General features: G+C 71.7%; 23 protein-coding genes. 9 read left to right on the top strand and 14 right to left on the bottom strand.

The genetic code is table 11. The features are described from left to right. Positions 1–199: 199 nt before the first annotated feature. The 6 genes from AC5P09_RS08950 to AC5P09_RS08925 form a co-directional block, all read right to left on the bottom strand. Complete coding sequence (locus tag AC5P09_RS08950; protein WP_493873300.1) at positions 200–958, bottom strand: endonuclease/exonuclease/phosphatase family protein; 759 nt, start codon at positions 956–958, stop codon at positions 200–202. A 170-nt stretch (positions 959–1128) separates the two neighbouring features. Next, the gene (locus AC5P09_RS08945) at positions 1129–2082 is read right to left on the bottom strand and encodes an ROK family glucokinase (protein WP_493873299.1); all 954 of its coding nucleotides are present in this window, start codon (positions 2080–2082) and stop codon (positions 1129–1131) included. Between the two features lie 95 nt (positions 2083–2177). Further along, complete coding sequence (locus AC5P09_RS08940; RefSeq protein ID WP_493873298.1) at positions 2178–2675, bottom strand: DUF5304 domain-containing protein; 498 nt, start codon at positions 2673–2675, stop codon at positions 2178–2180. A 57-nt stretch (positions 2676–2732) separates the two neighbouring features. Beyond that, positions 2733–3902: an ArsA family ATPase gene (locus AC5P09_RS08935; protein ID WP_493873297.1), complete on the bottom strand. Its 1170-nt coding sequence runs from the start codon at positions 3900–3902 to the stop codon at positions 2733–2735. 59 nt (positions 3903–3961) lie between these two features. Next, positions 3962–4405 (bottom strand): SRPBCC family protein, encoded by a 444-nt coding sequence (locus AC5P09_RS08930; RefSeq protein WP_307674194.1) that lies wholly within the window; start codon positions 4403–4405, stop codon positions 3962–3964. 125 nt (positions 4406–4530) lie between these two features. Beyond that, on the bottom strand, positions 4531–5286 hold the full coding sequence (locus AC5P09_RS08925) for a metallophosphoesterase family protein (RefSeq protein WP_493873315.1): 756 nt from the start codon (positions 5284–5286) through the stop codon (positions 4531–4533). A gap of 360 nt (positions 5287–5646) precedes the next feature. On the opposite strand from AC5P09_RS08925, the gene AC5P09_RS08920 reads away from it, so the two are divergent. Next, positions 5647–7443, top strand: coding sequence for an AMP-dependent synthetase/ligase (locus tag AC5P09_RS08920; protein WP_493873296.1), 1797 nt, complete (start codon positions 5647–5649; stop codon positions 7441–7443). 28 nt (positions 7444–7471) lie between these two features. Here the strand turns inward: AC5P09_RS08920 and AC5P09_RS08915 are convergent, their stop codons facing one another. Beyond that, the gene (locus tag AC5P09_RS08915) at positions 7472–9094 is read right to left on the bottom strand and encodes a GMC oxidoreductase (RefSeq protein ID WP_493873314.1); all 1623 of its coding nucleotides are present in this window, start codon (positions 9092–9094) and stop codon (positions 7472–7474) included. An 80-nt stretch (positions 9095–9174) separates the two neighbouring features. Continuing rightward, on the bottom strand, positions 9175–10317 hold the full coding sequence (locus AC5P09_RS08910; protein WP_493873295.1) for a glycosyltransferase family 4 protein: 1143 nt from the start codon (positions 10315–10317) through the stop codon (positions 9175–9177). 122 nt (positions 10318–10439) lie between these two features. Here AC5P09_RS08910 and AC5P09_RS08905 point away from each other — a divergent pair, with 122 nt between their 5' ends. Beyond that, positions 10440–11684 (top strand): glycosyltransferase 87 family protein, encoded by a 1245-nt coding sequence (locus tag AC5P09_RS08905; protein WP_493873294.1) that lies wholly within the window; start codon positions 10440–10442, stop codon positions 11682–11684. Here the strand turns inward: AC5P09_RS08905 and AC5P09_RS08900 are convergent. Beyond that, entirely contained in the window at positions 11636–12961 is a 1326-nt protein-coding gene (locus tag AC5P09_RS08900) for an MATE family efflux transporter (RefSeq protein ID WP_493873293.1), read from the bottom strand. The genes AC5P09_RS08905 and AC5P09_RS08900 overlap by 49 nt on opposite strands. Positions 12962–13049: 88 nt before the next feature. Here AC5P09_RS08900 and AC5P09_RS08895 point away from each other — a divergent pair, with 88 nt between their 5' ends. Next, on the top strand, positions 13050–13580 hold the full coding sequence (locus AC5P09_RS08895; protein ID WP_493873292.1) for a PadR family transcriptional regulator: 531 nt from the start codon (positions 13050–13052) through the stop codon (positions 13578–13580). A gap of 34 nt (positions 13581–13614) precedes the next feature. Here AC5P09_RS08895 and AC5P09_RS08890 read toward each other — a convergent pair whose 3' ends face one another. The 5 genes from AC5P09_RS08890 to AC5P09_RS08870 all read right to left on the bottom strand — a co-directional run bounded on the left by AC5P09_RS08890 (position 13615) and on the right by AC5P09_RS08870 (position 19116). Beyond that, on the bottom strand, positions 13615–14790 hold the full coding sequence (locus AC5P09_RS08890; protein WP_493873313.1) for a hypothetical protein: 1176 nt from the start codon (positions 14788–14790) through the stop codon (positions 13615–13617). A gap of 222 nt (positions 14791–15012) precedes the next feature. Then, positions 15013–16035 carry a C40 family peptidase gene (locus AC5P09_RS08885; RefSeq protein WP_493873291.1) on the bottom strand — a complete coding sequence of 341 codons (1023 nt, stop codon included), beginning with the start codon at positions 16033–16035 and terminating at the stop codon, positions 15013–15015. A 220-nt stretch (positions 16036–16255) separates the two neighbouring features. Beyond that, complete coding sequence (locus AC5P09_RS08880; RefSeq protein WP_493873290.1) at positions 16256–17290, bottom strand: C40 family peptidase; 1035 nt, start codon at positions 17288–17290, stop codon at positions 16256–16258. Positions 17291–17499: 209 nt separating this feature from the next. Continuing rightward, on the bottom strand, positions 17500–18843 hold the full coding sequence (locus AC5P09_RS08875; RefSeq protein ID WP_493873289.1) for an NYN domain-containing protein: 1344 nt from the start codon (positions 18841–18843) through the stop codon (positions 17500–17502). Positions 18844–18876: 33 nt separating this feature from the next. Then, complete coding sequence (locus tag AC5P09_RS08870; protein ID WP_493873288.1) at positions 18877–19116, bottom strand: hypothetical protein; 240 nt, start codon at positions 19114–19116, stop codon at positions 18877–18879. Between the two features lie 167 nt (positions 19117–19283). Here AC5P09_RS08870 and AC5P09_RS08865 point away from each other — a divergent pair, with 167 nt between their 5' ends. The 6 genes from AC5P09_RS08865 to AC5P09_RS08840 all read left to right on the top strand — a co-directional run bounded on the left by AC5P09_RS08865 (position 19284) and on the right by AC5P09_RS08840 (position 24269). Then, a complete protein-coding gene (locus AC5P09_RS08865) occupies positions 19284–20027 on the top strand; it encodes a rhomboid family intramembrane serine protease (RefSeq protein ID WP_493873287.1) in 744 nt (247 codons plus the stop codon). Next, positions 20024–20305, top strand: a complete 282-nt coding sequence (locus AC5P09_RS08860; protein WP_493873286.1) for an Lrp/AsnC family transcriptional regulator — start codon at positions 20024–20026, stop codon at positions 20303–20305. Before AC5P09_RS08865 ends, AC5P09_RS08860 begins: the two co-directional genes overlap by 4 nt. Positions 20306–20414: 109 nt before the next feature. Then, positions 20415–20711: a small secreted hydrophilic protein gene (locus tag AC5P09_RS08855; RefSeq protein ID WP_493873285.1), complete on the top strand. Its 297-nt coding sequence runs from the start codon at positions 20415–20417 to the stop codon at positions 20709–20711. Further along, positions 20644–22134, top strand: a complete 1491-nt coding sequence (locus AC5P09_RS08850) for a sensor histidine kinase (protein ID WP_493873284.1) — start codon at positions 20644–20646, stop codon at positions 22132–22134. Before AC5P09_RS08855 ends, AC5P09_RS08850 begins: the two co-directional genes overlap by 68 nt. Continuing rightward, the gene (locus tag AC5P09_RS08845; RefSeq protein ID WP_493873283.1) at positions 22131–22796 is read left to right on the top strand and encodes a response regulator transcription factor; all 666 of its coding nucleotides are present in this window, start codon (positions 22131–22133) and stop codon (positions 22794–22796) included. Before AC5P09_RS08850 ends, AC5P09_RS08845 begins: the two co-directional genes overlap by 4 nt. 57 nt (positions 22797–22853) lie before the next feature. Further along, positions 22854–24269: an SLC13 family permease gene (locus tag AC5P09_RS08840; protein ID WP_493873282.1), complete on the top strand. Its 1416-nt coding sequence runs from the start codon at positions 22854–22856 to the stop codon at positions 24267–24269. Positions 24270–24277: the final 8 nt, after the last annotated feature.

Below are 24277 nucleotides of genomic sequence, written 5' to 3'. Positions count from 1 at the left end.
GCCGGACGAAAGGCCCCGTCGATGGCCTGGACGTACTTGGGGTTTCGGCCGGTGCGGCGAGAGTGCGTGCCGGGCGCCGTGGGTGCTGTGCGGGACTTTCGAAACACCCCCTAGGGCCTGTCCGGCGGATCATGCCGCAGACGCGGGGCATGGCGCGTCGATCAGGCACCGCCGATTGACCTGATCCGCCGGACAGGCCCTAGTAGCGCGGGTCCGACGCGGGAATTCTGAGGGCGGCCAGCACCGGAAGGTGGTCCGTGGCCGCCCTCAGGTCTGTCTCCGTCACGCCGGGATGCCCCAGCGGCACCCCGCACCCCAGCACCTCCACACCCTTCGTCGCGAAGATCGCGTCGATGCGCCGGCGGGGGTCGGTGCGTGTCCAGGTGTGTTCGCCGCCCCAGGGGGCGGTGGCCCGGCAGTCCTGGAGACTCTCGGTGAGGCGGGCGAAGGTGCGGCCGCCGGGGCGCTCGTTCAGGTCGCCGCCCGCGATCGCGTGCTCCACGCCCATGCCGGCGAGCCGGTCGAGGAGCAGGCCGGCCTGCTCGTACCGCTCGTCCTTCCGCAGCGACAGATGGCAGCTCAGGACGCCGACCCGGGCGCCCCCGAACCGTACGACCGCGGTGGCGAAGCCGCGGCGGTGCTGGCCCGGGGTGAGGGGGAGCAGAACGTCCTCGGTGCGCTCGACGGTGGCCCGGAGTGAGCAGAGGATCGCCGGTCCGGCCGCCGTGCCGCCGCCGGAGAGGATCACCTGGCCCGAGGCCGCGGCGAGCCGTGCCAGCTTCTTGCGCCAGCGGAAGAAGCGGGGGGCTTCCTGGACGAGGACCAGGTCGGGGGCGCAGGCGCTGATCACTCGGGCCAGGGCGGCGGGGTCGTCGCGCATCGAGCGGATATTGTAGCTCAGGACCCTGATGACCGCGGAACCGTCGGACTCAGTGCGGGAGTTGGGGAGCAGCACCATGTCGATCAATCTACGCCCAAAGGCTCGGGGCGCGAGGTGCATGGGCGACTGCCGGCTCGTCGTGGCTTGTCGCTCCCCCACTCTCGGCTTCGCTCGAGCGGGGGGACCCCCATCGCGGCGGAGCCGCATGTCTATGCAACCCCGCGCCCCTTGGGCCGGAACAGCGAGCGTCACATGATCGGGTCGGGCTCTCTCGCCAGGTCCGCCGCGCCGACCATGCCCGCCTTGTTGCCCAGCTGGGCGGCGATGACATCGGCCACCGGGCGCCAGTTGCCGCCGACCAGCCAGCGCTTGTACGACTTGCGGATCGGGTCGAGGACCAGCTCGCCCTCGTCCGAGAGGCCGCCGCCGACGATGAAGGCGGAGGGGTCGAAGAGGGAGGCGAGGTCGGCGAGGCCGGCGCCGGCCCAGCGGGCGAGCTCGCGGTAGGAGTCGACGGCGACGGGGTCGCCCTGGCGGGCGGCCATGGAGATGTGCTTGCCCTCGATGCCGTCGGGGGTGCCGTCGCCCAGGCCGAGCAGGATCTCCGCGTTCTCGGGGGTCGCGTTGGCGCGCTGCTTGGCGTACCTCACCAGGGCGCGCCCGGAGGCGTACTGCTCCCAGCAGCCCTGGCTGCCGCAGCCGCACAGCAGCCCGTCCGGGACCATGCGGATGTGTCCGAACTCGGCGGCCACGCCGAAGTGCCCGCGGCGCAGCTTGTTGCCGATGATGATGCCGCCGCCGAGGCCGGTGCCGAGGGTGATGCAGATGACGTTGCGGTGGCCCTTGCCGCCGCCGAACTTGTACTCGCCCCACGCGGCCGCGTTGGCGTCGTTCTCCACGACGACCGGCAGGTGGACGCGTGCCTCGACCTTCTCCTTCAGCGGCTCCTGGCGCCAGTCGATGTTCGGCGCGAAGTAGACCGTGGAGCGCTGGCGGTTGACGTATCCGGCGGCACCGATGCCCACGCCGACGATCTCGTGACCGGCGCGCGCACCCTCCACCGCGGAGGCGATGGCGTCCACGATGCCCTCGGACGTACCCGGGGTCGGCACCTTGAAGGTCGAGAGGATGTTGCCTTCCTCATCGACCACGCCGGCCGCGATCTTCGTGCCGCCGATATCGACGCCGATGGTGAGTCCCATGAATCCCTCAGTTTCGGTCGAGCCCCGCTACGGCCAACCGTACCCGAGGCCCTGCCGTCGGGGTCCCGTCGTCCGCCCGTCGGGCGGGGGCCCCGTCAGTCCAGGTCGATGCGCTCGCCGGGGCCCGGCTCGTCACCCTTGTCGGGGCGGCCCTCGTCCAGGTCACGGGGGTCGCTGCCGCCGGTCGTCCAGCGTCGCTCCTGGGCCTCGACGGCGGAGCGGTAGGCGGCGAGCAGTTCGTTGCCCGCGGCGGCCAGGTGGTCGAAGACGTCCGGGTTGCGTTCGATGACGGGTTCGACGGCCGCCTTGGCCTGCTGCACGACCTGCTTGACCACCTGCTGGGCGGCGGGTCCAGCGACGGCGCCGAACAGCGGGGACTGGAGGCCGGACAGCTTGTCCGCGACGCTGTCGACGAACTTGCGCAGTTCCTCGGCGGCCGAGCCCGGCGGCGGGCCGTAATCGGCGCGGCGGCGGGCCTTCTCCGCCGCGAGGTCCTCGGCACACGCCGTCGCCCACGCGTCGGCGTCGGTCGCCCGCACCTCGTCGACGGCCTCACGCCCGGCGGAGTCGGACGGGGGGAGCTCTTCGCTCATGACGGACTCCTGACTACGGTTCGTCCCTACGACGTTACCCGAACGGCCGTATGCGGTTCACCGTGTCCCGGGCCATAGTTCCGGGTCGGGCGCGAACCGGATCCGCAGCTCGCCCTCCCGCAGGGCGGCCCCGTCGACGGTGCAGCGGCGCAGGGCCGACGGCAGCGGGACGATCCGGCGGAACCGCCCCGCGCTGACGACGAGTTCGTCGCCGCGCCGGATGAGGTCCAGTTCGTGGCGTATCGCGCCGGGCAGCGGGAGGTGCCAGATGAGGACGCCGTCCTCGGCGAGGTGGTCGGTGACGGGCCACTCGACCGTGGAGGCCTCCGCCTTGACGCCGGGGGCGGCGAGCTCGGCCAGGTCGTCGGCGCCGCGCGGGTCGCGGCCCAGATGGGCCACGGGCCGGACGTCGTACGACTCCTGCCACTCCGCGAGGACCTTGCGCTGCTGGGCGACGGGCCCGGCGAGCCAGCTGTCCCCCGCCGCCTCCGGCAGCACCCGGTTCGCCACCAGGAGGTCGGGGCGCAGGCCGCGCAGGGCAAGGCCGAGGCCGGCACTGGTGACGGCGTCGGCGCCGGCCGGTGAGGGCTCGGCGACCAGTCGTACGGCGGTGTTCCGGTCGGCGACGACCGCCTCGACGGCGGCCAGTTCGACGTCCCAGCGGGCGGCGGTCTCGTACAGCCACTGCGCGGGCATGGGCACGCCGGCCAGTCGGCCGAGGACGGGGCGCAGGGCACGGGCCGCCTGCCGCTCGGGCGGGAGCAGGCGGCGCAGATAGCGGCGCAGCTCCTCGGGGAGCGCGAGCAGGGCGAGGGCCTGCGGGGTGGGCGGCAGGTCGACCACGAGCAGGTCGTGCGCCTCGGCGAGGACCGCGTCCCGCAGGGCGCGCAGCAGGGTGAGTTCCTCGGCGCCGGGGAGGGGGGTGACCTCCTCGGGGTCCAGGCGGGAGGCGCCCAGGAGGTCGAGGACGGAGGACGCGCGGTCCTGGAAGGCGGCCAGGTCGTCACGGAAGCCCGCGGTCGCGTCGGGGCGCCAGGCGGTGAGGTTCGCCGCGGCCCGTACCGGCGCCGGGCCCGTCGGCGTGCCGAGCACCGCGCCGAGGGTGTCGGTGCGGTCCGCACTGAGGACGAGGGTGCGGGTGCCCTCCCGGGCGGCGGCGAGTGCGGTGGCGGCGGCGACCGTCGTACGGCCGCTGCCGCCCGGGCCCGTGATCAGGATGGTGCGCATGGGGGTGAACGGTACCTCCGCGTACCGCCCTGGCGGGGACGGCGGCTTCGTCCCCGACGCTACTTCGCCCCCGACTCCACCCGCTTCTTCAGGCCGGCGAGCGCCCGGTCGATGATGACCTTCTCCGCCTTGCGCTTGATCATGCCGAGCATCGGGATCTTGACGTCGACGGTGAGCCGGTACGTCACCTCGGTCGCCCCCGCGCCCGCGGGCTTGAGGAGGTACGAGCCGTCGAGCGAGCGCAGCATCTGGGACTTCACCAGGGTCCAGGAGACCTCGTTCTCGCCGGTCCAGGTGTAGCCCAGGACCTGGTCGTCCTTGATCGCCCCGGCGTCCATGACCAGGCGGACCTGTTCGGCGCGCCCCTGGGCGTCGGTCGCCAGGACCTCCGCCTCCTTCACCTCTCCGGTCCAGTCCGGGTAGCGGGCGAAGTCGGCGATCACCCCCATGACATCGGCCGGTGCCGCCTCGATCGTGATGCTCGAGCTGGTGTGTTCCGCCATCGCTGTGGCTCCTCCAGATGCGGGCCGGTAGGCAAGTCCACCGTGCACAAGCCTGCGCACGTGTGTGCAGCGTGAAGGCTACCGCGCGGTCGACCGGCCGCCTTCACCCCCTCAGCTGCGGTCTCTCACCATTCGAGTGCCCAGGGCTTCCCTGATCCCGCGAAGTGCCCGACGTTCACGCATTCGGTCGCCCCGATCCGCATCCGGCGCACCAGCGGCTGGTGGACGTGACCGAACAGCGCGTAGCGGGGCCGGGTGCGGCGGATCGCGTCCAGCAGCGCCCGGCTGCCCCGTTCGAAGCGGCGCGCGACGGTGTCGTAGACCAGCTCGGGCACCTCCGGCGGGATGTGCGTGCACAGCACGTCCACCTCGCCCACCGCCTCGATCTTCGCCGCGTACTCCTCGTCGCTGATCTCGTACGGCGTCCGCATCGGCGTCCGCAGTCCGCCGCCCACGAAGCCGAAGACCAGGCCGCCGATCTCGACCCGCTCCCCGTCGAGCACGGTCGTGCCCGGACCGGCGTACTCCTGCCACAGAGGCGGCATGTCGACATTGCCGTAGGTCGCGTACGTCGGTGTCGGGAACGCCGCGAACATCTCGGCGTACTGCTTGCGCACCGCCTGCTCGATCACCTCTGCCCGGTGCTCGCCGACCCCCGCCCACAGCCGGGCCCCGAGCTCGCGTGCCTCCTCGAAGCGGCGGGCGGTGCGCAGCTCGACGATGCGGTCGGCGTTCTCCACGCCGAAGAGCTCGGGGAAGATCCCGCGCGAGTGGTCGGCGTAGTCGAGGAAGAGGACGAGGTCACCCAGGCAGATCAGGGCGTCCGCGCCCTCGCCGGCTCTGGCCAGGTCACGGGCGTTGCCGTGTACGTCACTGACCACATGAACGCGTGTCCTGCCGTTTCCGGCTGGTGTGGGTGCCATGACGATCAAGCGTAAGCGTGTGCGGCATACGTGAACAGTGGCGGCGGGGCCTGCGGTTACTGGCCAGTCAGTTAGGGGGTGGACTACTGTGCGCGGAGGAAAACCAATCCGTGTGACGCAGCGAACATCTCGCCGGGACCCCCTGTCGAAGAAGCCATACCGGCGGGTAACGTCCGGTCGGTCCAGTCGTGCTCAGGATTTCAACCACCGGGTCCCCGAGTCCCGGAGCGAAGCTCTGAGCACCCGCCCGAGTCTCGGACCGGACCGTCGCGCATCACACAACGTCGTGGCGCCGGCGCCCTATGAGGAGCAGCAGTCTTGCGCGAGTTCAGCCTTCCGGCTTTGTACGAGGTCCCTGCGGACGGCAATCTCACCGACATCGTCCGGAGAAACGCCGCGCAGCATCCGGATGTCGCCGTGATCGCCCGCAAGGTCGACGGTGCCTGGCAGGACGTGACGGCCACCGCCTTCCTCGCCGAGGTGCACACGGCGGCGAAGGGGCTCATCGCCTCCGGCGTCGAGCCCGGCGACCGGGTCGGCCTGATGTCCCGCACGCGGTACGAGTGGACCCTGCTCGACTTCGCGATCTGGTGCGCGGGCGCGGTCACCGTGCCGGTGTACGAGACCAGCTCGGCCGAGCAGGTCCAGTGGATCCTCAGCGACTCGGGCGCCACCGCCTGCATCGTCGAGCTCGACAACCACACGGCCGCCGTCGAGTCGGTGCGCGACAGCCTGCCCGCCCTCAAGCACGTCTGGCAGATCGAGGCCGGTGGCCTGGAGGAGCTGGGGCGCCTGGGCCAGGACGTCTCCGACGACACCGTCGAGGAGCGCAGTTCGCAGGCCAAGGCGGACGACCCGGCGACCATCGTCTACACGTCCGGCACCACGGGCCGGCCCAAGGGCTGTGTGCTGACCCACCGCAGCTTCTTCGCCGAGTGCGGGAACATCGTGGAGCGCCTGCGCCCCCTGTTCCGCACCGGTGAGTGCAGCGTCCTGCTGTTCCTGCCGCTCGCGCACGTCTTCGGGCGGCTCGTGCAGGTCGCGCCGATGATGGCGCCGATCAAGCTGGGCATGGTGCCGGACATCAAGAACCTCACCGACGAGCTGGCGTCCTTCCGGCCGACCCTGATCCTCGGTGTCCCGCGCGTCTTCGAGAAGGTCTACAACTCGGCGCGCGCCAAGGCGCAGGCGGACGGCAAGGGCAAGATCTTCGACAAGGCCGCGGACACCGCGATCGCGTACAGCAAAGCGCTGGACACCCCGTCGGGCCCGTCCCTCGGCCTGAAGATCAAACACAAGACCTTCGACAAGCTCGTCTACAGCAAGCTGCGCGCGGTGCTCGGCGGCAAGGGCGAGTTCGCCATCTCCGGCGGCGCCCCGCTGGGCGAGCGCCTGGGTCACTTCTTCCGCGGCATCGGCTTCACGGTCCTGGAGGGCTACGGCCTGACCGAGTCCTGTGCCGCCACCGCCTTCAACCCCTGGGACCGCCAGAAGATCGGCACGGTCGGCCAGCCGCTGCCCGGCTCGGTCGTCAGGATCGCGGACGACGGCGAGGTGCTGCTGCACGGCGAGCACCTGTTCAAGGGCTACTGGAACAACGAGGCGGCCACCGCCGAGGCGCTGGCCGACGGCTGGTTCCACACCGGGGACATCGGCACCCTCGACGAGGACGGCTACCTGCGGATCACCGGCCGCAAGAAGGAGATCATCGTCACCGCGGGCGGCAAGAACGTCGCCCCGGCCGTGATCGAGGACCGCATCCGCGCGCACGCGCTGGTCGCGGAGTGCATGGTGGTCGGCGACGGACGGCCGTTCGTCGGCGCGCTGGTCACCGTCGACGACGAGTTCCTGGGCCGCTGGGCGGCCGAGCACGGCAAGCCGGAGGGTTCCACCGCGGCGTCGCTGCGCGCGGACCCCGACCTGCTGGCCGCGATCCAGTCGGCGATCGACGACGGCAACGCCGCGGTGTCGAAGGCGGAATCGGTGCGGAAGTTCCGCATTCTGTCCTCCCAGTTCACGGAGGATTCGGGCCACCTGACGCCGTCCCTGAAGCTCAAGCGCAACGTGGTGGCGAAGGACTACGCGTCCGAGATCGAGGCCATCTACCAGAAGTAGCAAGGCCCCTGGCGTATTTGACGGACTGTCATGGCGCGGTGTCCTCCACGAGGACCCGCGCCATCGTCCGTTCGGCGAGCGCGGTGATCGTCACGAACGGGTTCACCCCGATCGACCCGGGCACGAGCGAGCCGTCGGTGACGTACAGCCTGGGATACCCCTTCACCCGGCCGTAGGTGTCGGTCGCCTTCCCCAGCACGCAGCCGCCCAGCGGGTGGTACGTGAAGTCGTCGGCGAAGACCTTGTTGGACGAGCCGAACAGGTCGTACCGGTAGATCGTCGAGTTCGCCGAGTTGATCCGGTCGAACAGCTTCTTGGCCATGGCGACGGAGACTGCGCTGTGGGCGGCCGTCCAGCCCAGCCGCACGCCGCCCGTCCCACTGTCGTACGAGAACGACGCCCGCGACGGGTTCTTGGTGATCGCCAGATACAGACTGACCCAGTGCTCGAGTCCCGTCGGCAGCGGGGCGATCTCCGCGAAGACGGGGTTGGCGGTGTTGGCCCAGTCGTCGATGCCCATGACCGGCATGGTCGACTGGTTCGCCCCGACCGTGTCCCAGAGGTGGTTGGCGCGGCCGAGCATCACGTTGCCGTTGGTGCCCCAGCCGGCGCCGACGCTCGCGTCCAGGGCGGGCAGCGTGCCCGTCTCCCGGGCGCGGACGAGGAGTTCGGTGGTGCCGAGGCTACCGCCGCCGAGGAAGAGGTACGCGCAGCCGTACTGCTTGGTCTCGACGACCGTGCCGGTGGTGTCGATGCGGTCGGCGGTGAGCAGCCAGGAGCCGTCGGCGGCCCGGCTGACGGCCCTGACCTTCTCCAGGGTGTGGATGGTGACGTTGCCGGTGCCGAGGGCCGCGGCGAGGTACGTCTTGTCGAGGGTGCGCTTGCCGTGGTTGTTGCCGTAGATCACCTCGCCGGCGAGCGCGGACTTGGTGGCCGTGCCGGCCGCCTCGCGCTGCATGTACCCGAAGTCGTAGACGTTCGGCACGAAGGTGGTCTTCAGGCCGGTCTTCTGGGCGTGGGCGCGGGAGATCCGGGTGAAGCGGTACCACTCCGTCGACTCGAACCAGGCGGGGTCGACGGTGTTGACGCCCAGCATGGAGCGGGCGCGCGGGAAGTAGGTGCCGTACATCTCGTCGGAGTCGACGGTGGGGAACTGCTCGGCGAAGTACGCCTTCAACGGCGTCACCGCCATCCCGCCGTTGACGAGGGAGCCGCCGCCGACGCCCCGGCCGACGTACACGGACATGGCGTCGAAGTGCACCCGGTCCAGGACTCCCGGGTAGGCGCTGATGTCCCTGTTGACGACGTCCAGCCACAGGAAGGTGGCCAGCGGTGCCTCGGTGCGGGTGCGGAACCACATGGACCGCTGATCCGGGGCGCTGGTGGAGCAGAAGACCTTGCCGTCGGCGCCGGGGGTGCTCCACGCCCGGCCCATCTCGAGGACGAGGGTGCGGATGCCGGCCTGGCCGAGGCGGAGGGCGGCGACGGCACCGCCGTAGCCCGAACCGACCACGATGGCGGGGGCGTTGTCGACGGCGGCGGGCTCGGCGCCCGAGGCCGTCTGGAGACCGATGCGGGTGAGACCGGACGCGGCGGCGGTCTGCAGGGCCACCATGCCCAAGATGTGACGTCTCGTCAGCTGACGTTGCATCAGTTTTGCTGTCATGTGCGCAGCATCGGCGGATTATTTCCCTCCGCCTAGGAGTCGCGCACCGGCAACTGGGAGTTCCGTTACAGCAACGCCTTCAATTCTTCCGCCAGCAGGTCCCAGCGCCACTTCTCCTCGACCCACGCCCGCCCCCGCTCCCCCATCCTGCGGCGCAGCTCGGCGTCCTGGAGGAGGACGAGGATGCGGTCGGCGGCCTCCTCGGCGGAGCCGCCCCGCACGACCCAGCCGGTCTCGCCGTCGAGGACCGCGTCCGGGGCGCCGCCGGAGTCGCCGGCGACGACGGGCAGCCCGGTCGCGGAGGCCTCCAGGTAGACGATCCCGAGCCCCTCGACGTCGAGTCCGCCCCGCCGGGTCCGGCACGGCATGGCGAACACGTCACCGGCGCCGTAGTGCGCGGGCAGCTCGGCCCAGGGCACCGCGCCGGTGAAGCGGACGGAGTCGGCGACCCGGGTCTGGTGGGCGAGTCTGCGCAGCTCCTTCTCGTACGGCCCGCCCCCGACGATCAGCAGCACCGCGTCCGGCTCGGCGGCCAGGATCCGCGGCATGGCGCGGATCAGCGTGTCCTGCCCCTTGCGCGGCACCAGCCGCGAGACGCACACGATCACCGGCCGCTCGCTCAGCCCGAGCCGCGCCCGGACCTCGGCGCCGCCCGAGCCGGGGTGGAAGGTCTTCTCGTCGACGCCCGGCGGCAGCTGCGCCATCCGCCCGGCCGCGTCCGACGTCAGCGCGCCGGCGATTCGCGAGCGCGTGTACTCGCCGAGGTAGGTGATGGTGTCCGTGGATTCCCCGATCCGGCGCAGCAGCTGTCGCGCGGCGGGCAGCTGCGCCCATCCGGCCTCGTGCCCGTGGGTGGTGGCCACGATCCGCTCGGCGCCCGCCTTCCGCAGCGCCGGCGCCATCAGCCCGAGCGGCGCCGCCGCCCCGAACCACACCGAGGTGCACCCGTGCTCGCGCAGCAGCCCGACCGCCCGCCGGGTCGCCGCGGGCGTCGGCAGCAGCATCGTCGTGGAGTCCCGTACGACGGTGAAGGGCTGCTCGGCGTCGAAGGCGGCGGTGGCCTCGGCGCCCTCCCGGCCGCGCTTCCAGGTGGAGGCGTACACGACGAGCCGCTCGGGGTCGAGGCGCAGCGCCATGTTGTGCAGGAACGCCTGGATGCCGCCGGGCCGGGGCGGGAAGTCGTTCGTGACGATCAGGGTCTTGTGCATCGACCCAGACCCTACCGAAACCGCCTGCTCACAGCCGCCTGCGGTGGCCCTTGTGGCACGCTCACAGGAGGGGACGACATCATGTTCCCCTCAAGGCGGGAATCGAACGGGCAGGGGATCACGTGGAGACGACGGGCGCGAGGCGGTCTCTGCCGTGGCTGCTCATGACCTGGGGCGTGACCAGGCTGCTGCTGCTGCTCTTCGTCTTCAAGGTGTACGTCTTCCCGGGCCCGGACGTCACCAGTGACGTGTCGGTCATCTACCACGGCTGGTACGACGTGCTGCGCACGGGCACCTTCCCGCTGGACGACGTCACCTGGCAGTATCCGCCCGCCGCGGCCCTTCCGATCCTCGCCCCCGGTCTGCTGCCCTTCCTCGACTACGCGTCGGCCTTCTTCGTCCTCGCCTTCCTCGCCGACCTGGTCGCCGTGTCCCTGCTGGTGTACGCGGGCCGGCGCCCGAACCGACGGCTGAGCGGCGCCTGGGTGTGGGTGGCGGGCGTACCGCTGCTCGGCCCCACCGTCTACGCCCGCTACGACGTGATGGTCACCGCGGTCGCGGTCGCCGCCCTGCTCGCGGGCTCCCGGCATCCCCGTCTGATGGGCGCCCTCGCGGGCTTCGGGGCGATGCTGAAGGTGTGGCCGGCGCTGCTGCTCCTGGGCGTGCGCACGCGCGGCGCCTGGATGTCGGCGGTGGCGACCATGGCCGCGCTGGCCGCGCTGTTCACCCTCGCGATGCCCGGCGCGTTCGCCTTCCTGACCTTCCAGCGCGACCGGGGCACCGAGGTGGAGTCGCTGGGCGCGCTGGTCTTCCACGTGGCCCGGCACTACGGCTGGGACGGCCAGGTGCTGCTGAACTACGGCTCGGTCGAGTTCCTCGGCCCGTGGGTGAACATCGTGAGCACGGCCGCGCTGGCCCTCACCGGCATGACGTTCGGCTGGCTGCTGCTGTGGCGGCTGGTGGCGACCCGGTTCGAGGCACACACGGCGGCCGACGCGGCCTTCGTCGGGGTGCTGATGTTCACCGTGACCAGCAGGGTCATCAGCCCGCAGTACATGGTGTGGCTGGTCGGCATCGCGGCCGTCTGCCTGTGCTTCCGCGCCACCCTGATGGGCCTGCCGGCCGGCCTGGTGCTGGCGGCGTGCTTCGTGACGGTCCTGGAGTTCCCGCTCTATTTCGGGAACGTCGTGGCCAGCGACCCCCTCGGCATCACCCTGTTGGTGGTCCGCAACGGCCTGCTGGTCCTCGCCGCCGTCGTCGCGGCCCGCCGGCTGTGGCGCTCGACGGTGCCGAAGCCCGTCCCGGCCGAGCTGCCCGATCAGGCCGCCGGCGCCGGTCGCGCCAAGGAGACCTCGGCCTCCTCCTGATTCCGGGCCCGCCGGAACAGCACCACCAAGGCCCCGCACTGCACCGCCATGGCCAGCGCCAGCGCCAGGCACACCCCCGGCAGGCCGAGGCCCGTGAGGCCGTACGCCAGGGGCAGCTGGACCGCCGTGCCGAGCACGGTCACCCGCAGCAGCGCCGGAGCGCCCCCGCTGCCCTCGAAGACCCCGCCGGCCGCGATGAAGCAGGCCATCAGCAGCAGATAGGGGCCGACGCAGCGCAGGAACAGGGTGCCGTCGTGGGCGACTTCGGGCCCGGCGCCGAAGGCAGCCATGATCCAGGGGGCGGCGACGAACAGCAGGGCGGCCGCCGCGAGCCCCGCCGCCCCGGACACCAGCACGGCCTGCCGCCCGATCTCCCGGCGCGCGTCCCGCCCGGCGCCCCGGGTGTGCGCGGTGTGGATCGAGGCGGCCTGGCGGACGGCGTAGAAGGCCATGGTGGCGACGTACATGACCTTGTACGCGATCGAGTAGGCGGCGACCGCCGTCACCCCGAGCCGCGCCACGATCGCCACCAGCGCCAGCGCCCCGGCCTGCCGCACGGTGAAGTCGGCGGACATCGGCAGCCCGGTCCGCAGCGTCCGCCGCGCTGCCGTCCAGGTGCCCTCCGAGGGCCGTACGCCCGCGCACTGCCGGAGCAGCTTGTTCCGGCGCAGGGCGAGCAGCCCCACCGCGAAGGCCACGCACCGGCACAGCACGGTGGAGACGGCGGCGCCCTGGACGCCGTAGAGGTGGATGAAGAACGGGTCGCAGACCAGGATCAGCCCGTTGGCGAGGAGCGCGAGCCGCATCGGGGTTCTGGTGTCGCCGGTGCCTTTCAGGATGCCGTCGACGAGGTTCTGCGCGAAGAAGACGGCGATGCCCGGTATCGAGACCGCGAAGTAGGCCACCGCGAGCGACACGGCGGCGCCTCCGCCCAGCACCAGCCGGGCGAGCGGCTCCCGCAGCAGCAGCCCGCCCGCCACGACCACCGGCGTCACCAGCGCACACAGCGCCCAGCCCCCGCGCACCGCCGCCCGTACCGCACCCGGATCCCGTGCACCCCTGGCGTGCGCCACCAGCACGGTCGTACCGGAGCCGAAGACCAGGGCGACGCCGAGCAGCACGTTCTCGGCGTTGGTCGCCACGGCCACGGCGGCGACGGCCGGACCGCCGAGCCGGGAGACCCAGAGGGTGTTGATGATCCCGGCGGCGACGGAGGCCAGGAGCGCGAAGTAGACGGGCTGGGCGAGCACTGTGAGCTGCTTGCGGTGGGCGTTCACCCTTGGCCTCCCTCGATTCGAGCTACCTCTAAGCGAGGTAGCTCGATAAGAGGTAGCATGGCGCTACGACACCCGCAAGGAGGAAACAGTGCTGGAGCTGTCGATCCTGGGCTTCCTGGCCGAACAACCGCTGCACGGTTATGACTTGAAGGAGCGCATCAAGGCGCTCAGCGGCCATGTCCGCCCGGTCAGCGACGGTGCCCTCTACCCGGCGATCAGCCGCCTGGTGACCGCGGGCAAGCTGGACCAGCACACCGAGCCGGGCACGAGCGCGGCCCCGCGCCGGATGCTGTCCCTGACCGACAAGGGCCGCGAGGACCTGCTGGAACGCCTGCGGCACCCCAAGCAGGCCGAGATCACGGACCACGTGCGCTTCAACACGCTCCTGGCGTTCCTGCGGCACCTGCCCGACCGCCGGGAGCAGGCCGCGGTGCTGCGCCGCCGGCTGGAGTTCCTTCAGACGCCCGCGAGCTTCTTCTACGCGGACGGGAAGCCCGTACGGGCGGAGGAGACCGGCGACCTGTTCCGGGAGGGCATGCTGCGGGTCGCCCGGGCGACCGGGCGGGCCGAGCGGGCCTGGCTCGAAGAGGCCCTCGCACAGCTCGATCAGCCGGGCTGACACGCCTCGGTCAGCCCGGCCGACACCACCTCGATCAGCCCAGCTGCTCCCGCAGATACTCCCGCCACTGCTCGGTGAACTCCCCCGGCGTCGTGCCGAGCACCTTCCGCATCGCGTCCTCGACCGCCCCCGGCCGCTTCTCGTGCGCCCCCACGGCCTTGTAGAACTCCTTCAGCCGCACCTCGCCCCAGCGCTCGGCGATCATCCGGCAGGCCATCCAGCCGCCCTCATAGGCCCGCGCGAGCCCGGCCGCGTCGCCGCTGAAGCCGAAGTCCCCGTCGGTCGGCAGCGCGGCCGGCAGGCTGCCCTCGGCGACGGCGTCCCACAGCTCGGGCGCGGCCTGGACCGGCGTACGGCCGCTGCCGCGGTAGCCGACCCAGTCGGCGTACCCCTCGGACAGCCACAGAGGCGTCGCGGGGGTGGTGTCGGCGCGGGTGGCGACATGGGTCGTCTCGTGGGTGAGCACGACCTGCTTGCCGACCGAGCCGAGGACGCCGTACGCGTCGGGGTTGACGATGATCCGGTCCGCGGGCGCCTCGGCCGGTGCGCCCGTCTCGCCGGTGGTGACCGCCGCGATGCCGCGGTAGGAGGAGGCGGGCGAGCCGAGCAGCCCCGCCATGCCCTCCAGCGACCTCGGTACGAGCACGACGACGCGCCGAGGCCAGTCGGTGCCCCACGCGTCCGACACGGCCGGTACGGCGCGGTCCGCCAGATCCGCGTAGGAGTGCAGTTCCTCGCCGGACCGGCCGACCCCGAGGACCAGGCTGTGCCGACCGCGTACGGCCATCACCTCGCCTTGGTCCCACAGTTGTTGGGCGGTCTTCTTCGCGGGCTGCTCGGCGTCCACGTACCACTGCCCGCCCGCGTCCAGGCTCAGGGTCAGGGTGCGGCCGACGGTGACGGGGGCCCGGTCGTAGCCCTGGACGCGGTAGCGCAGTTCGACGTCGGCGGTGGCGGTGCTGCCGGTGCGGTGCAGGGCGGTGACGCGGTAGGACCAGTCGGCGAGCGGGACCGCGGTGAGGTTCGCGAACCAGCTCAGCGCGCCCGTCTTCACGAACGCGGCCCGGTCGCGGTCCAGGACCGCGGTCGCCCGCCGGTCCAGGACCCGCTGCACATCGGCCTTCGCACTGTCGGTGGCGGGTTTCCCGCCGCATCCCACCAGCGCGACGAGCAACAGCAGACACAGCGCGACGACTCCGCGTCCCCCCAGCGCCCCAGGCCCTGTCGTCGAATTCCCGTCGTCCGCCCGGAGGGCGGGCCGCGCGGCGTCAGGTGCGTGCTCTCGGCGTGCCGGGCACAGACCCTCGTACTGGTTGTACGTGGGTTTGTGCCCGGTGCGGCGAGAGCGCGTGCATGGTGCCGCGCGGCAGGCGGGAATTCGACGACAGGGCCTGGCCACGCCCCCGATCGTACGGTGGTCGCGGCCGCCCGGTCAGACCCTGGTCACGGTCGCGCCCGGGATCATGCCCACCGGGTCGTAGCGCACCGGCGCTCCGGGATAGGGCGCGTGGATCACCTGGCCGTTGCCCATGTACATCGCCACATGGCTGGCGTCCCCCCGGTAGGTGACCAGGTCACCGGGCTGTGCCTGGGACAGCGGGACCTGGCGGCCGGCGTAGCGCTGGCCCTGCGAGGTGCGCGGCAGGGAGACGCCGGCCTGTGCGTACGACCACTGCATCAGGCCCGAACAGTCGAAGCCCGAGGGGCCGTTGGCGCCCCAGACGTACGGCTTGCCGAGCGCGGAGCGGGCGGCGGCGATCGCGGCGGCCGCACGGTCGGACGGCGGGGCGACGCCGCCGAGGTCGGGCAGGTCGGAGCGGCCGGAGCGGGAGGCCCGCTCGTAGGCGTCTCGTGCGTCGGACGGCAGGGCGTTGAGGAGCGCGCGTGCCTTGGCGAGCTTCTTCTCGACGGTCCGCTTGTGGGAGGCGACGGCCTTGCGGCTCTTCTCCAGTTCGCCGAGCTTCTCGGCCGCCTCGGAACGCTCCTGGGCGAGTTCGCGCATGGCCTCCTGGAGGTCCTTGAGCTCGCCCGCCTGGCGCGCGGTGATCCGGTCGAGGACGCCGGCCTTGTCGAGGTAGTCGTCCGGGTCGTCGGAGAACAGCAGGGCGAGGGAGGGGTCGAGGCCGCCGGAGCGGTACTGGGCGCCGGCGAGCGCCCCGAGCGCCTCCCGCATGCGGTTGATGCGCTCCTGCTGCCGGGCGATCCCGTCCTGCGCGGTGCCGACCTCCTCGCGGAGGTCGTCGGCGCGCTCGTCGGCCTTGTTGTAGGCCTCGGTCGCCTGCTCTGCCTCCTCGTAGAGGCGGTCCACCTCCGCGCGGGTGTCGTCGTGCGGTGCGGCGACGGCCGACGTGGCCGGCAGGACGCCGAGGGCCGCGGCGGCGACTGACAGGACGCAGAGCGCCGTACTGGCGCCCCGGTCGAACCCGGACGGTGCAAAGCGGCGATGGGACCCCACGGGAAGCCGCACTCCTTCCGCTGGCGGACAGGGAAACGCGGCAGACATTAGCCCCGAGGAGGGGGGCGCACCAACGACCTTGGCGGGCACACAAAGTGACGCCCCGCCTCAGACGCAGGTCATGGGCGGGGCGTGGGGTCAGTTCACGTGGCGATGATTCGCCCGAACGGGCGGTGCGGCGTGCCGATCTTGATGGTGATCGGACCCGTCCTGAGGGTGATCAGATCCGGACGCCGAACTGGAACGGCATGTTGTTGATCGACTCGTAGCGGACGACCGTGCCGGTGCGCGGGGCGTGCAGCACCTGGCCGTTGCCCGCGTAGAGGGCGACGTGGTGCAGGTCGCCGTAGAAGATGACGAGGTCGCCGACCTTGAGGTCGCTCTGCGAGTAGATGCGCGTACCGGCGTTGGCCTGGGCCTGCGAGGTGCGCGGGATCCCGACGCCGGCCTGCGCGTACGCCCAGGAGGTCAGGCCCGAGCAGTCGTAGGAGGCGGTGCCGGTGGCGCCGTAGACGTACGGCTTGCCGATCTGGGTCTGCGCGGCCTGGAAGGCGGCCATCGCCCGGCCGGAGCCGACGGGGGCGTCACCGAGGTCGACGCGCTCGCCGGCGTCGCGGCTGGCGCGGGCGTCCTCGGCGGCGAGGGCGGCCTTCTCGGCGGCCGTCAGGGTGTTGAGGAGCTTCTGCGCCGCGGCGAGCTTGCCCTGGACTTCCTTCTTCTTCTTGCCCAGTTCGGTGCGGGTGCTCGCGAGGTCCTTGAGCTTCTCGGAGGCCTCGGAACGGTCCTGGGCGAGCTCGCGCTGCTTGTCCTGGATCTTCTTCAGCGCCTCGACCTGCTGACCGCTCAGCTGGTCCATGGTCGACGCCTTGTCCAGGTAGTCGTCCGGGTCCGAGGAGAGGAAGAGCTGGACCGAGGAGTCGATCGACCCCGTGCGGTACTGGGCCGCGGCCGCCAGGCCTATGGAGTCGCGCAGCTCGTTGAGCTCCTCCTGGCCGCGGGCGACGTTGTCCTGGATGGTGGAGATCTCCTTCTGGAGCTTCTCCTGCTTCTCCGTGGCCCCGTTGAGCTTCTCGGTGGCCTGCTCGGCCTCTTCGTAGAGCTTGTCGACCTTGGCCTTGACCTCGTCCTTGCTGGGCTTCTCGCTCGGCGCGGCATTCGCGGCCTGCGAGCTCAGGGCGACCGCAGCGGCGGCTGCGGTGGTCAGCACGGTCACGCGTGCACGGCTCGGTTGCTTGGGTCGACGGTGGGACGCCACGGAGGTGAACTCCTTCTTTTGAGTGATCACCCGCTCGGAGGTTCGAGGCCAGACCCTAGTGACCTTCCCGTGATCAGTTCAAATCCTCACGAGAAAAATCTCGTCACACCCGTCATTCTTTACACTCAACTCACATGCAGTGAGGTTTGCTTGACGCTACGTTGCGTGACGGTTCCGTCAATTCGGACATTAGGCCCGTACGTTGACCTTCAGGACAACCGCTTGAGAAGCATCGCGGAAGCGACCGGCCGCGCCCCCGCCCGGGCCACCCCGTCGGCGACCTCACGGTCGGTCGAGGCGACGATGACCGGACGCCCCGGCGGCTCCGCGCGCACCAGCTGGCGGATCAACTCATCCGCGGTGACGCCCGGTTTGGAGAACAGCACCCGCACCCCGCGCGGTGGCGCCAAGAGCACCGGCGCGGCCAGTTCGGCCCCGTCGAAGACACACGTCACCTCGGCGCCGGTCTGCGCGGCGAGCTGGGAGAGCTGCCCGAGGAGCCTCAACCGCTGCTTCTCCAGGGGCATTTGGGGATAGCCTGTCTTGGTGACGTTGTAGCCGTCGACCACCAGATGGGCCTGCGGCAGCGCGAGGAGCTGGTCGAGGATCGCGGGGTCGTTCTCGGACAACGCCCGCGCCGCGATGTCCTTCGGGGTCATACGTCCCGGTTCGACCGCATCCACGGTCTCGGCCGGCCGTACGGACACCGGCGGCAGCGCGAGTTCCCGCCGCAGTCCCTGGGTCGCGTCGAGCAGGGTGTCGAGCAGCAGCCGTACGCGCATGTCCTCGACGCTGCGTCCCTCGCGGGCCGCCTTGCGGGTGGCCTCCAAGGCCGCCTCCGCCTCGCCGAGCCGTGACTTGAGCCGCCGGGACTCGCTCTCCGCGGCGGACACCTGGGCCTGCCCCTCCGCGCGCAGGGTCTCCATCTCGGCGTGCAGCTTGCGCAGGGCGGCCTCGCCGCGCTTGACGTCGCTCACGGCGGCGCGCAGCTTGCGGTGCAGCGAGTCCGCTTCCTTCTTGGCCGAATCCAGCTCGGTGCGCAGCCGCTCGGTCTCGCTCCGGGTCTGCTCACGGGCCCGGTCGAGTTCCTCGCGCAGCCGCTCCAGCTCGGCGCGGCTCTCCTCGTCGGCGCGCTCGGCGTAGGCCCGCTGGGCCTCCTCGCCGGCCGCGGTCACGAGCTTCACCCAGCCGGTGGGCCGCAGTACGTAGGCCGCGGCCGCCACGTCGAGCGGGTCCGCGGCCGGGGGCGGCGAGCCGGAGTCCAGGGCGCCGGAGAGCTCCGGCTGCGTCTCTCTGAACTTCTCCCCGATGCGCTGCCGGAACAGCGGATCGGTCTCCAGGGCGGCCGCCATGGCGTTGCCGGCGAACTTGGCGCGCCGGTTCGGCGCGAACCGGGCGTACTGTCGTAGCTGCGCGGGCAGTTCGCCGACGGTCAGTCCGCCGAACCCGTCCGAGACGATCTGTACGACCCTGCGGCGCACGCCGTCGGGCAGCGGACGGTCGAGCACCTCAGCGGCGCCGTCGCCCGGCCCCCCGCCTGCGGTCTCCACCATCCTCACCCCATCGCCTGTGCGGGGCCCGCTCCCTCAGGAGCCGGCGCCCGGCCTGTCCACGAGTTCCACCTGATCCACGGCGTTGCACCAGCGGCAGCGCACCGACTCGATGGTCTCACTGACCACGTCGCGCTCCTCGACCTTCGGCTCACCGGCCAGGTCGAGGTGGACGTACTCGACCACCTTCGACGAGCGGGTCACGTCGAAGCGCGTGAGGTTGCCGCAGAGGCTGCAGCGCCACCGCGTCGAGGCAGTCGGCAGGGGAACCGTCATCGTGGCTGTTCGCCTTCCTTCTTGTTCCTTCTAGTGTCCGTGACGCGCCGGGAACCCCGGTGCGTGTGGCTCGTTACCCTACGGCCTGGCGGGTACTCGCCGCTCCGCCGTCCACAGCGGCGAGGCGCTCCGTGCCGTCCGGTCCCCTTGCGTCATGCTCTGTGTTCATGATCAGCAACTGGAGCGGGACGGTCGGCAGGGCGGTCGGGGCGGTCCGGCGGCCGTCGGCGCCGATGACATACGGGCTGATCACCGTGTGCTGTCTGCTCTTCCTGGCCGGCCCGGCCTCGGGGCTCAATTCGTCGTACGGCTCCGGCGACGCCCTGCTCGCGGGGCAGCGGGCCTATTTCCACCGCTGGGGCGTGGTGCCCGCCGAACTGTTCGAGGGCTCGGCGCGGGCCGCGCTCACCCCCGCCACGGCCCTCTTCGTCCACGGCAGCTGGGTCCACCTGCTGGGCAACATGCTCTTCCTCTACGTCTTCGGCGTGCTGACCGAGGAACGGATGGGCCGCTTCCAGTTCACTCTCTTCTATCTGGGCTGCGGCTACCTGGCCCTGCTGGGCTACGCGGCCGCCAACGCCGACTCCGAGCAGTCCCTGGTCGGCGCGTCCGGGGCGATCTCGGCGGTCCTCGGGGCGTTCCTGTACCTGTTCCCCGGAGCCCGCGTCACCAGTCTCCTGCCGTTCCTCTTCTTCCTCCCGCTGCGCTTCCCGGCCTGGGTCGTCCTGCCCTTCTGGGCGGCCCTCCAATGGCTGGCCGCGGGCCGGGCCGGCCAGGGCCCCGGCGTGGCCTACCTGGCCCACCTGGTGGGCTTCGGCCTGGGGCTCACGTTCGCGTGGGTGCGCTTCGGGCGTGCGACTAGAGTGAAGGCCGCCCGAACTCCGTCCCCCGAGGGAGAGAACCAGCCGTGATCACCGCGATCGTCCTCATCAAGACCAGCGTGGACCGGATCCCCGAGATCGCGGAGTCGATCGCGGCGCTGGAGAACGTCAGTGAGGTGTTCTCCGTGACCGGCACGTACGACCTGATCGCGATGGTCCGGGTGAAGCGGCACGAGGATCTCGCGGAGGTCATTCCCGGGCACATCAGCAAGATCCCGGGCGTGGAGGGGACGGACACGCACGTGGCGTTCCGGACGTACTCGCAGCACGACCTGGAGGCGGCGTTCGCGATCGGCCTCGACAACTGAGGATCCAGCGCTTCCCGGCATGAAGAGTTCAGGATCAAGAGTTCAGGATGAAGAGTTCTTCATCCTGGGCTCATCCTCGCCACCGGGAGGCGGCCGCAGGATCGGGCCCATGGTCTTCTCTCGCCGGTTGGCGGCCCTCGCCGCCGTCGTGGTGATCCCGCTCGGCATCGCCGCGACCAGTTTCGCCCTCGCCGACAGCCCGCAGTCCCCGAAAGTCCCCTCCAAGGTGGAACTGGACAGCGGCTCCCCCTCGGCCACACCCACCCGGCCCGGGCCGACACCGAGCGACGAGGTGGTCTCCCGGCCCGAGGTGACCGACAGCCCCGCGGGGGACGACGATGACGACGATCGCGGCCAGGACGGCACGGACGACGGACCCGGCGACGACGGGCCCGGCGACGGCTGACGGCCCGCGCCGCCGGGTCACCGCCCGGGTCCGCATCCTGCTCTGGCTGCTGTTCGTGATGGCGGTCGCGCTCGCCTCGGTGGTCACCACCACCCGCTCGATCCTGCTGCGGGACGCCGACCACCGGATCGGCGGCCTGCTCGCCCAGGAGGCCGGCGAGTTCACCAACTTCGAGGAACGTGGCGTCGACCCGGCGACGGGCCGCCCCTTCACCGATCCGGCCCGGCTGCTCAGGGTCTTCCTGGAGCGGCAGTACGCCGACCCGGACGAGGAGCTGATCGGCCTGGTCGGCCGGGCGGACCGCGGCCCGGCGCAGATCATCCAGCCGCGTGACATCCCGGTCGCCGTGCCCCTGCACGAGGACGCCGGTGCCCGGCGCCGCGTCTTCGACTCCCCCGACTCCACCGGCACCCTCGACCGGGCCTCGGGCGAGATCCGCTGGGCCAAGGTCGCCGTCGCCCGGCACGGCAGCGAACCGGACGCCGCGTTCGTCGTCGCCTTCCACCCGGAGCGCGAACAGGCGCGCGTGAACGAGGTGTTCCGCATCCTGCTCGCCATCTCCGGGGTCGCCCTGCTGCTGACGACCGGCATCGGCTGGGTGGTCGCCGGACGGATCCTGAAGCCCGTACGGCTGGTGCGGACCGCCGCCGCCCAGCTCACCGAGCAGGACCTCACCCGCCGTATCCCGGTGCACGGCCACGACGACATCGCGGCCCTGGCCGACACGTTCAACGCGATGCTGGACCGGCTGGAGCGCGCCTTCGCCGCCCAGCGGGAGTTCGTCGACGACGCCGGCCACGAGCTGCGCACCCCGATCACCATCGTGCGCGGCCATCTGGAGCTGATGGGCGACGATCCGGCGGAGCGCGAGGAGACCGTCCGGCTGGTCACCGACGAACTGGACCGGATGAGCCGCATCGTCGAGGACCTGCTGCTGCTCGCCAAGGCCGAGCGCCCCGACTTCGTCACCCCGGAGCCGGTGCAGCTCGCCGAGCTCACCGCCGACGTCTTCGTCAAGGCCCGCACCCTCGGCGAGCGCGACTGGCAGCTCGCCGAAGTCGCCGACCAAGAGGCCGAGTTGGATCCCCAGCGGATCACGCAGGCGATGGTGCAACTCGCCCAGAACGCCGTGCAGCACACCACAGCCGGCCAGACCGTGCGCATAGGCTCCCGCGCCGACGGCTCCCGCGTCGAGCTGTACGTCGCCGACTCAGGGCCCGGCGTCCAGCCGCAGGACGCCGAGGTGATCTTCGAACGGTTCCGGCGCGGCACGGCCCGGCGCGGCACCCGCGGCTCGGGCGCGGGGCTCGGCCTGTCGATCGTGCGGGCGATCGCGGAGGCCCACGGCGGCCGGATCCGCCTGCACCACACCGAGGGCGGCGGCGCCACCTTCGTACTCATCCTGGAAGAGGCACGCCCGTGAACCGCATTCTCATCGTCGAGGACGAGGAGCGCATCGCCTCCTTCGTGGAGAAGGGCCTGCGCGCCAACGGCTTCACCACCACCGTGGTCGCCGACGGCGACGCGGGCTACGAGTACGCCCTGACCGGCGGCTTCGACCTGGTCGTCCTGGACATCGGGCTGCCCGGCCGGGACGGCTTCACGGTGCTGCGGCAGCTGCGCGAGTCCCGGGTGACGGTCCCGGTGATCGTGCTGACCGCGCGGGACTCCGTACGGGACACCGTGGCCGGCCTGGAGGGCGGCGCCGACGACTGGATGACCAAGCCGTTCCGCTTCGAGGAACTGCTCGCCCGGGTGCGCCTGCGGCTGCGTACGGCGGCCCGCGCGCCGGAGGTGACCGTGCTGCGGTCCGGCACCCTGAGCCTGGACCTGCGGACGCGGAGGGCTCGGGCGGGCGAGCGCACGATCGACCTGACGGCCCGCGAGTTCGTGCTCCTGGAGCTGTTCCTGCGCCACCCGGGCCAGGTGCTCTCCCGCGAGCAGATCCTGTCGCACGTGTGGGGCTACGACTTCGACCCGGGCTCCAACATCGTGGACGTGTACGTACGGGCACTGCGCAAGAAGCTCGGCGCCGAGCAGGTGGAGACGGTGCGGGGGATGGGGTACCGGCTGCCCGGCGGGTGAAGTCCCCTTCATGTACGGCTCATTCAGGGCTCACCGCCCGGATGAACCGTAGATGACGTGACCCTGAACCTCCGCCTGGCCGCCGCCCTGTGCGTGGCCCTCTCCCTGTGCGCGCTGCTCGCGGTCCCCGGCAACTTCCCCGGCCTGGGCGGGGAGGCGCGGCTGACCCTCGCGGTGTTCGCGCTGGCGACCTGCGCCTGGATCGGTACGCCGATCGACGACACGTACATCGCGCTGGGCGCCGGACTCGCCCTCACGGTGACCGGGGTGATCAGCAGCGACACCCTGTTCGGCACCCTCGGCGACTCGACGGTGTGGCTGCTGATCTGCGCCTTCGTCCTGGCGGCGGCGGTGGCCCGGACCGGGCTCGCCGGACGGGCGGCGGCGTTCCTGGTGGGCGGGGCGCGCACGGTACGGCAGCTCGTGCACCTGACGACGGCCGCGCTGGTCGTCACGGCGTTCGCGGTGCCGGCGACCTCCGGCAGGGCCGCCCTCGCACTGCCGGTGTTCCTGGCCCTCGCCAAGGCCCTTGCCGACCGGAAACGACTGGTCGTGATGCTGGCGCTGCTGTTCCCGACCGTGATCCTGCTGTCTGCGGTGGCGACCCTGATCGGGGCAGGCGCCCATCTGATCACCGTGTCGGTGCTGTGGGAGGCGGCCGGCGAGCGGATCGGCTTCACCGAGTGGCTGCTGCTCGGGCTGCCGCTGGCGGTGGTCTCCTCCCACCTGGCCGCCGAGGCCGTCCTGTTGACGACCACGCGACGCGCGGACCGCCGGGGCCCCGTGCACATCACCGCCGAGGAGATCCAGCAGCACACCGACAGCCCCGTCACCGGCCCCTGGACCCAGGCCGAGACGCGCTGCGCCCTGCTCCTCGGTACGGTCGTGCTGCTGTGGTGCAGTGAGCCGTTGCACCGGGTGCCGCCCGCGGTCGTCGCGCTGATCGGCGCGGTCGTGGCGGCCTCGCCCGCCCTGGGCACCGTACGCCTGAAGGACGCCCTGCGGACCGTGCCCTGGGCGCTGCTGCTGTTCATGGCCGCGACCATGGCGATGGGCGTCGCGCTCGCCGACTCGGGGGCGGCGAAGTGGCTGGTGTCCGGGCTGCCCCCGGGCGTTACTCCCCTGGTGTTCCTGACGGTCGTGGTCGTGGTGAGCACAGCGGCGCACCTGGTACTCCAGTCGCGTTCGGCCCGTTCGTCGGTGCTCGTCCCGCTGGTCGTCGCGGCGGCCGCCGGTGCCGGCGTCAACCCGGTCGCGGCGGCGCTCGCGTCCACCGCCGCCGCGGGTTTCTGCCACACGCTCCCCGCCTCGGCCAAGCCGGTCACGCTCTTCGCGGAGATCCCCGGCACGCCCACCTACACGCCCCGCGACCTGCTGCGCCTGTCCGCCGTCCTGGCACCGCTGACCGCCGCGCTCGTCCTGCTGTTCGCCGTCGCGGTGTGGCCGCTGCTCGGTGTTCCCGTCGTCCGTTAGGAGCTTTG

Source organism: Streptomyces sp. a15 (genome assembly GCF_059026085.1).
Note: the sequence above shows the minus strand (reverse complement) of the source record. Positions and strands in the feature narration are given on the sequence as shown.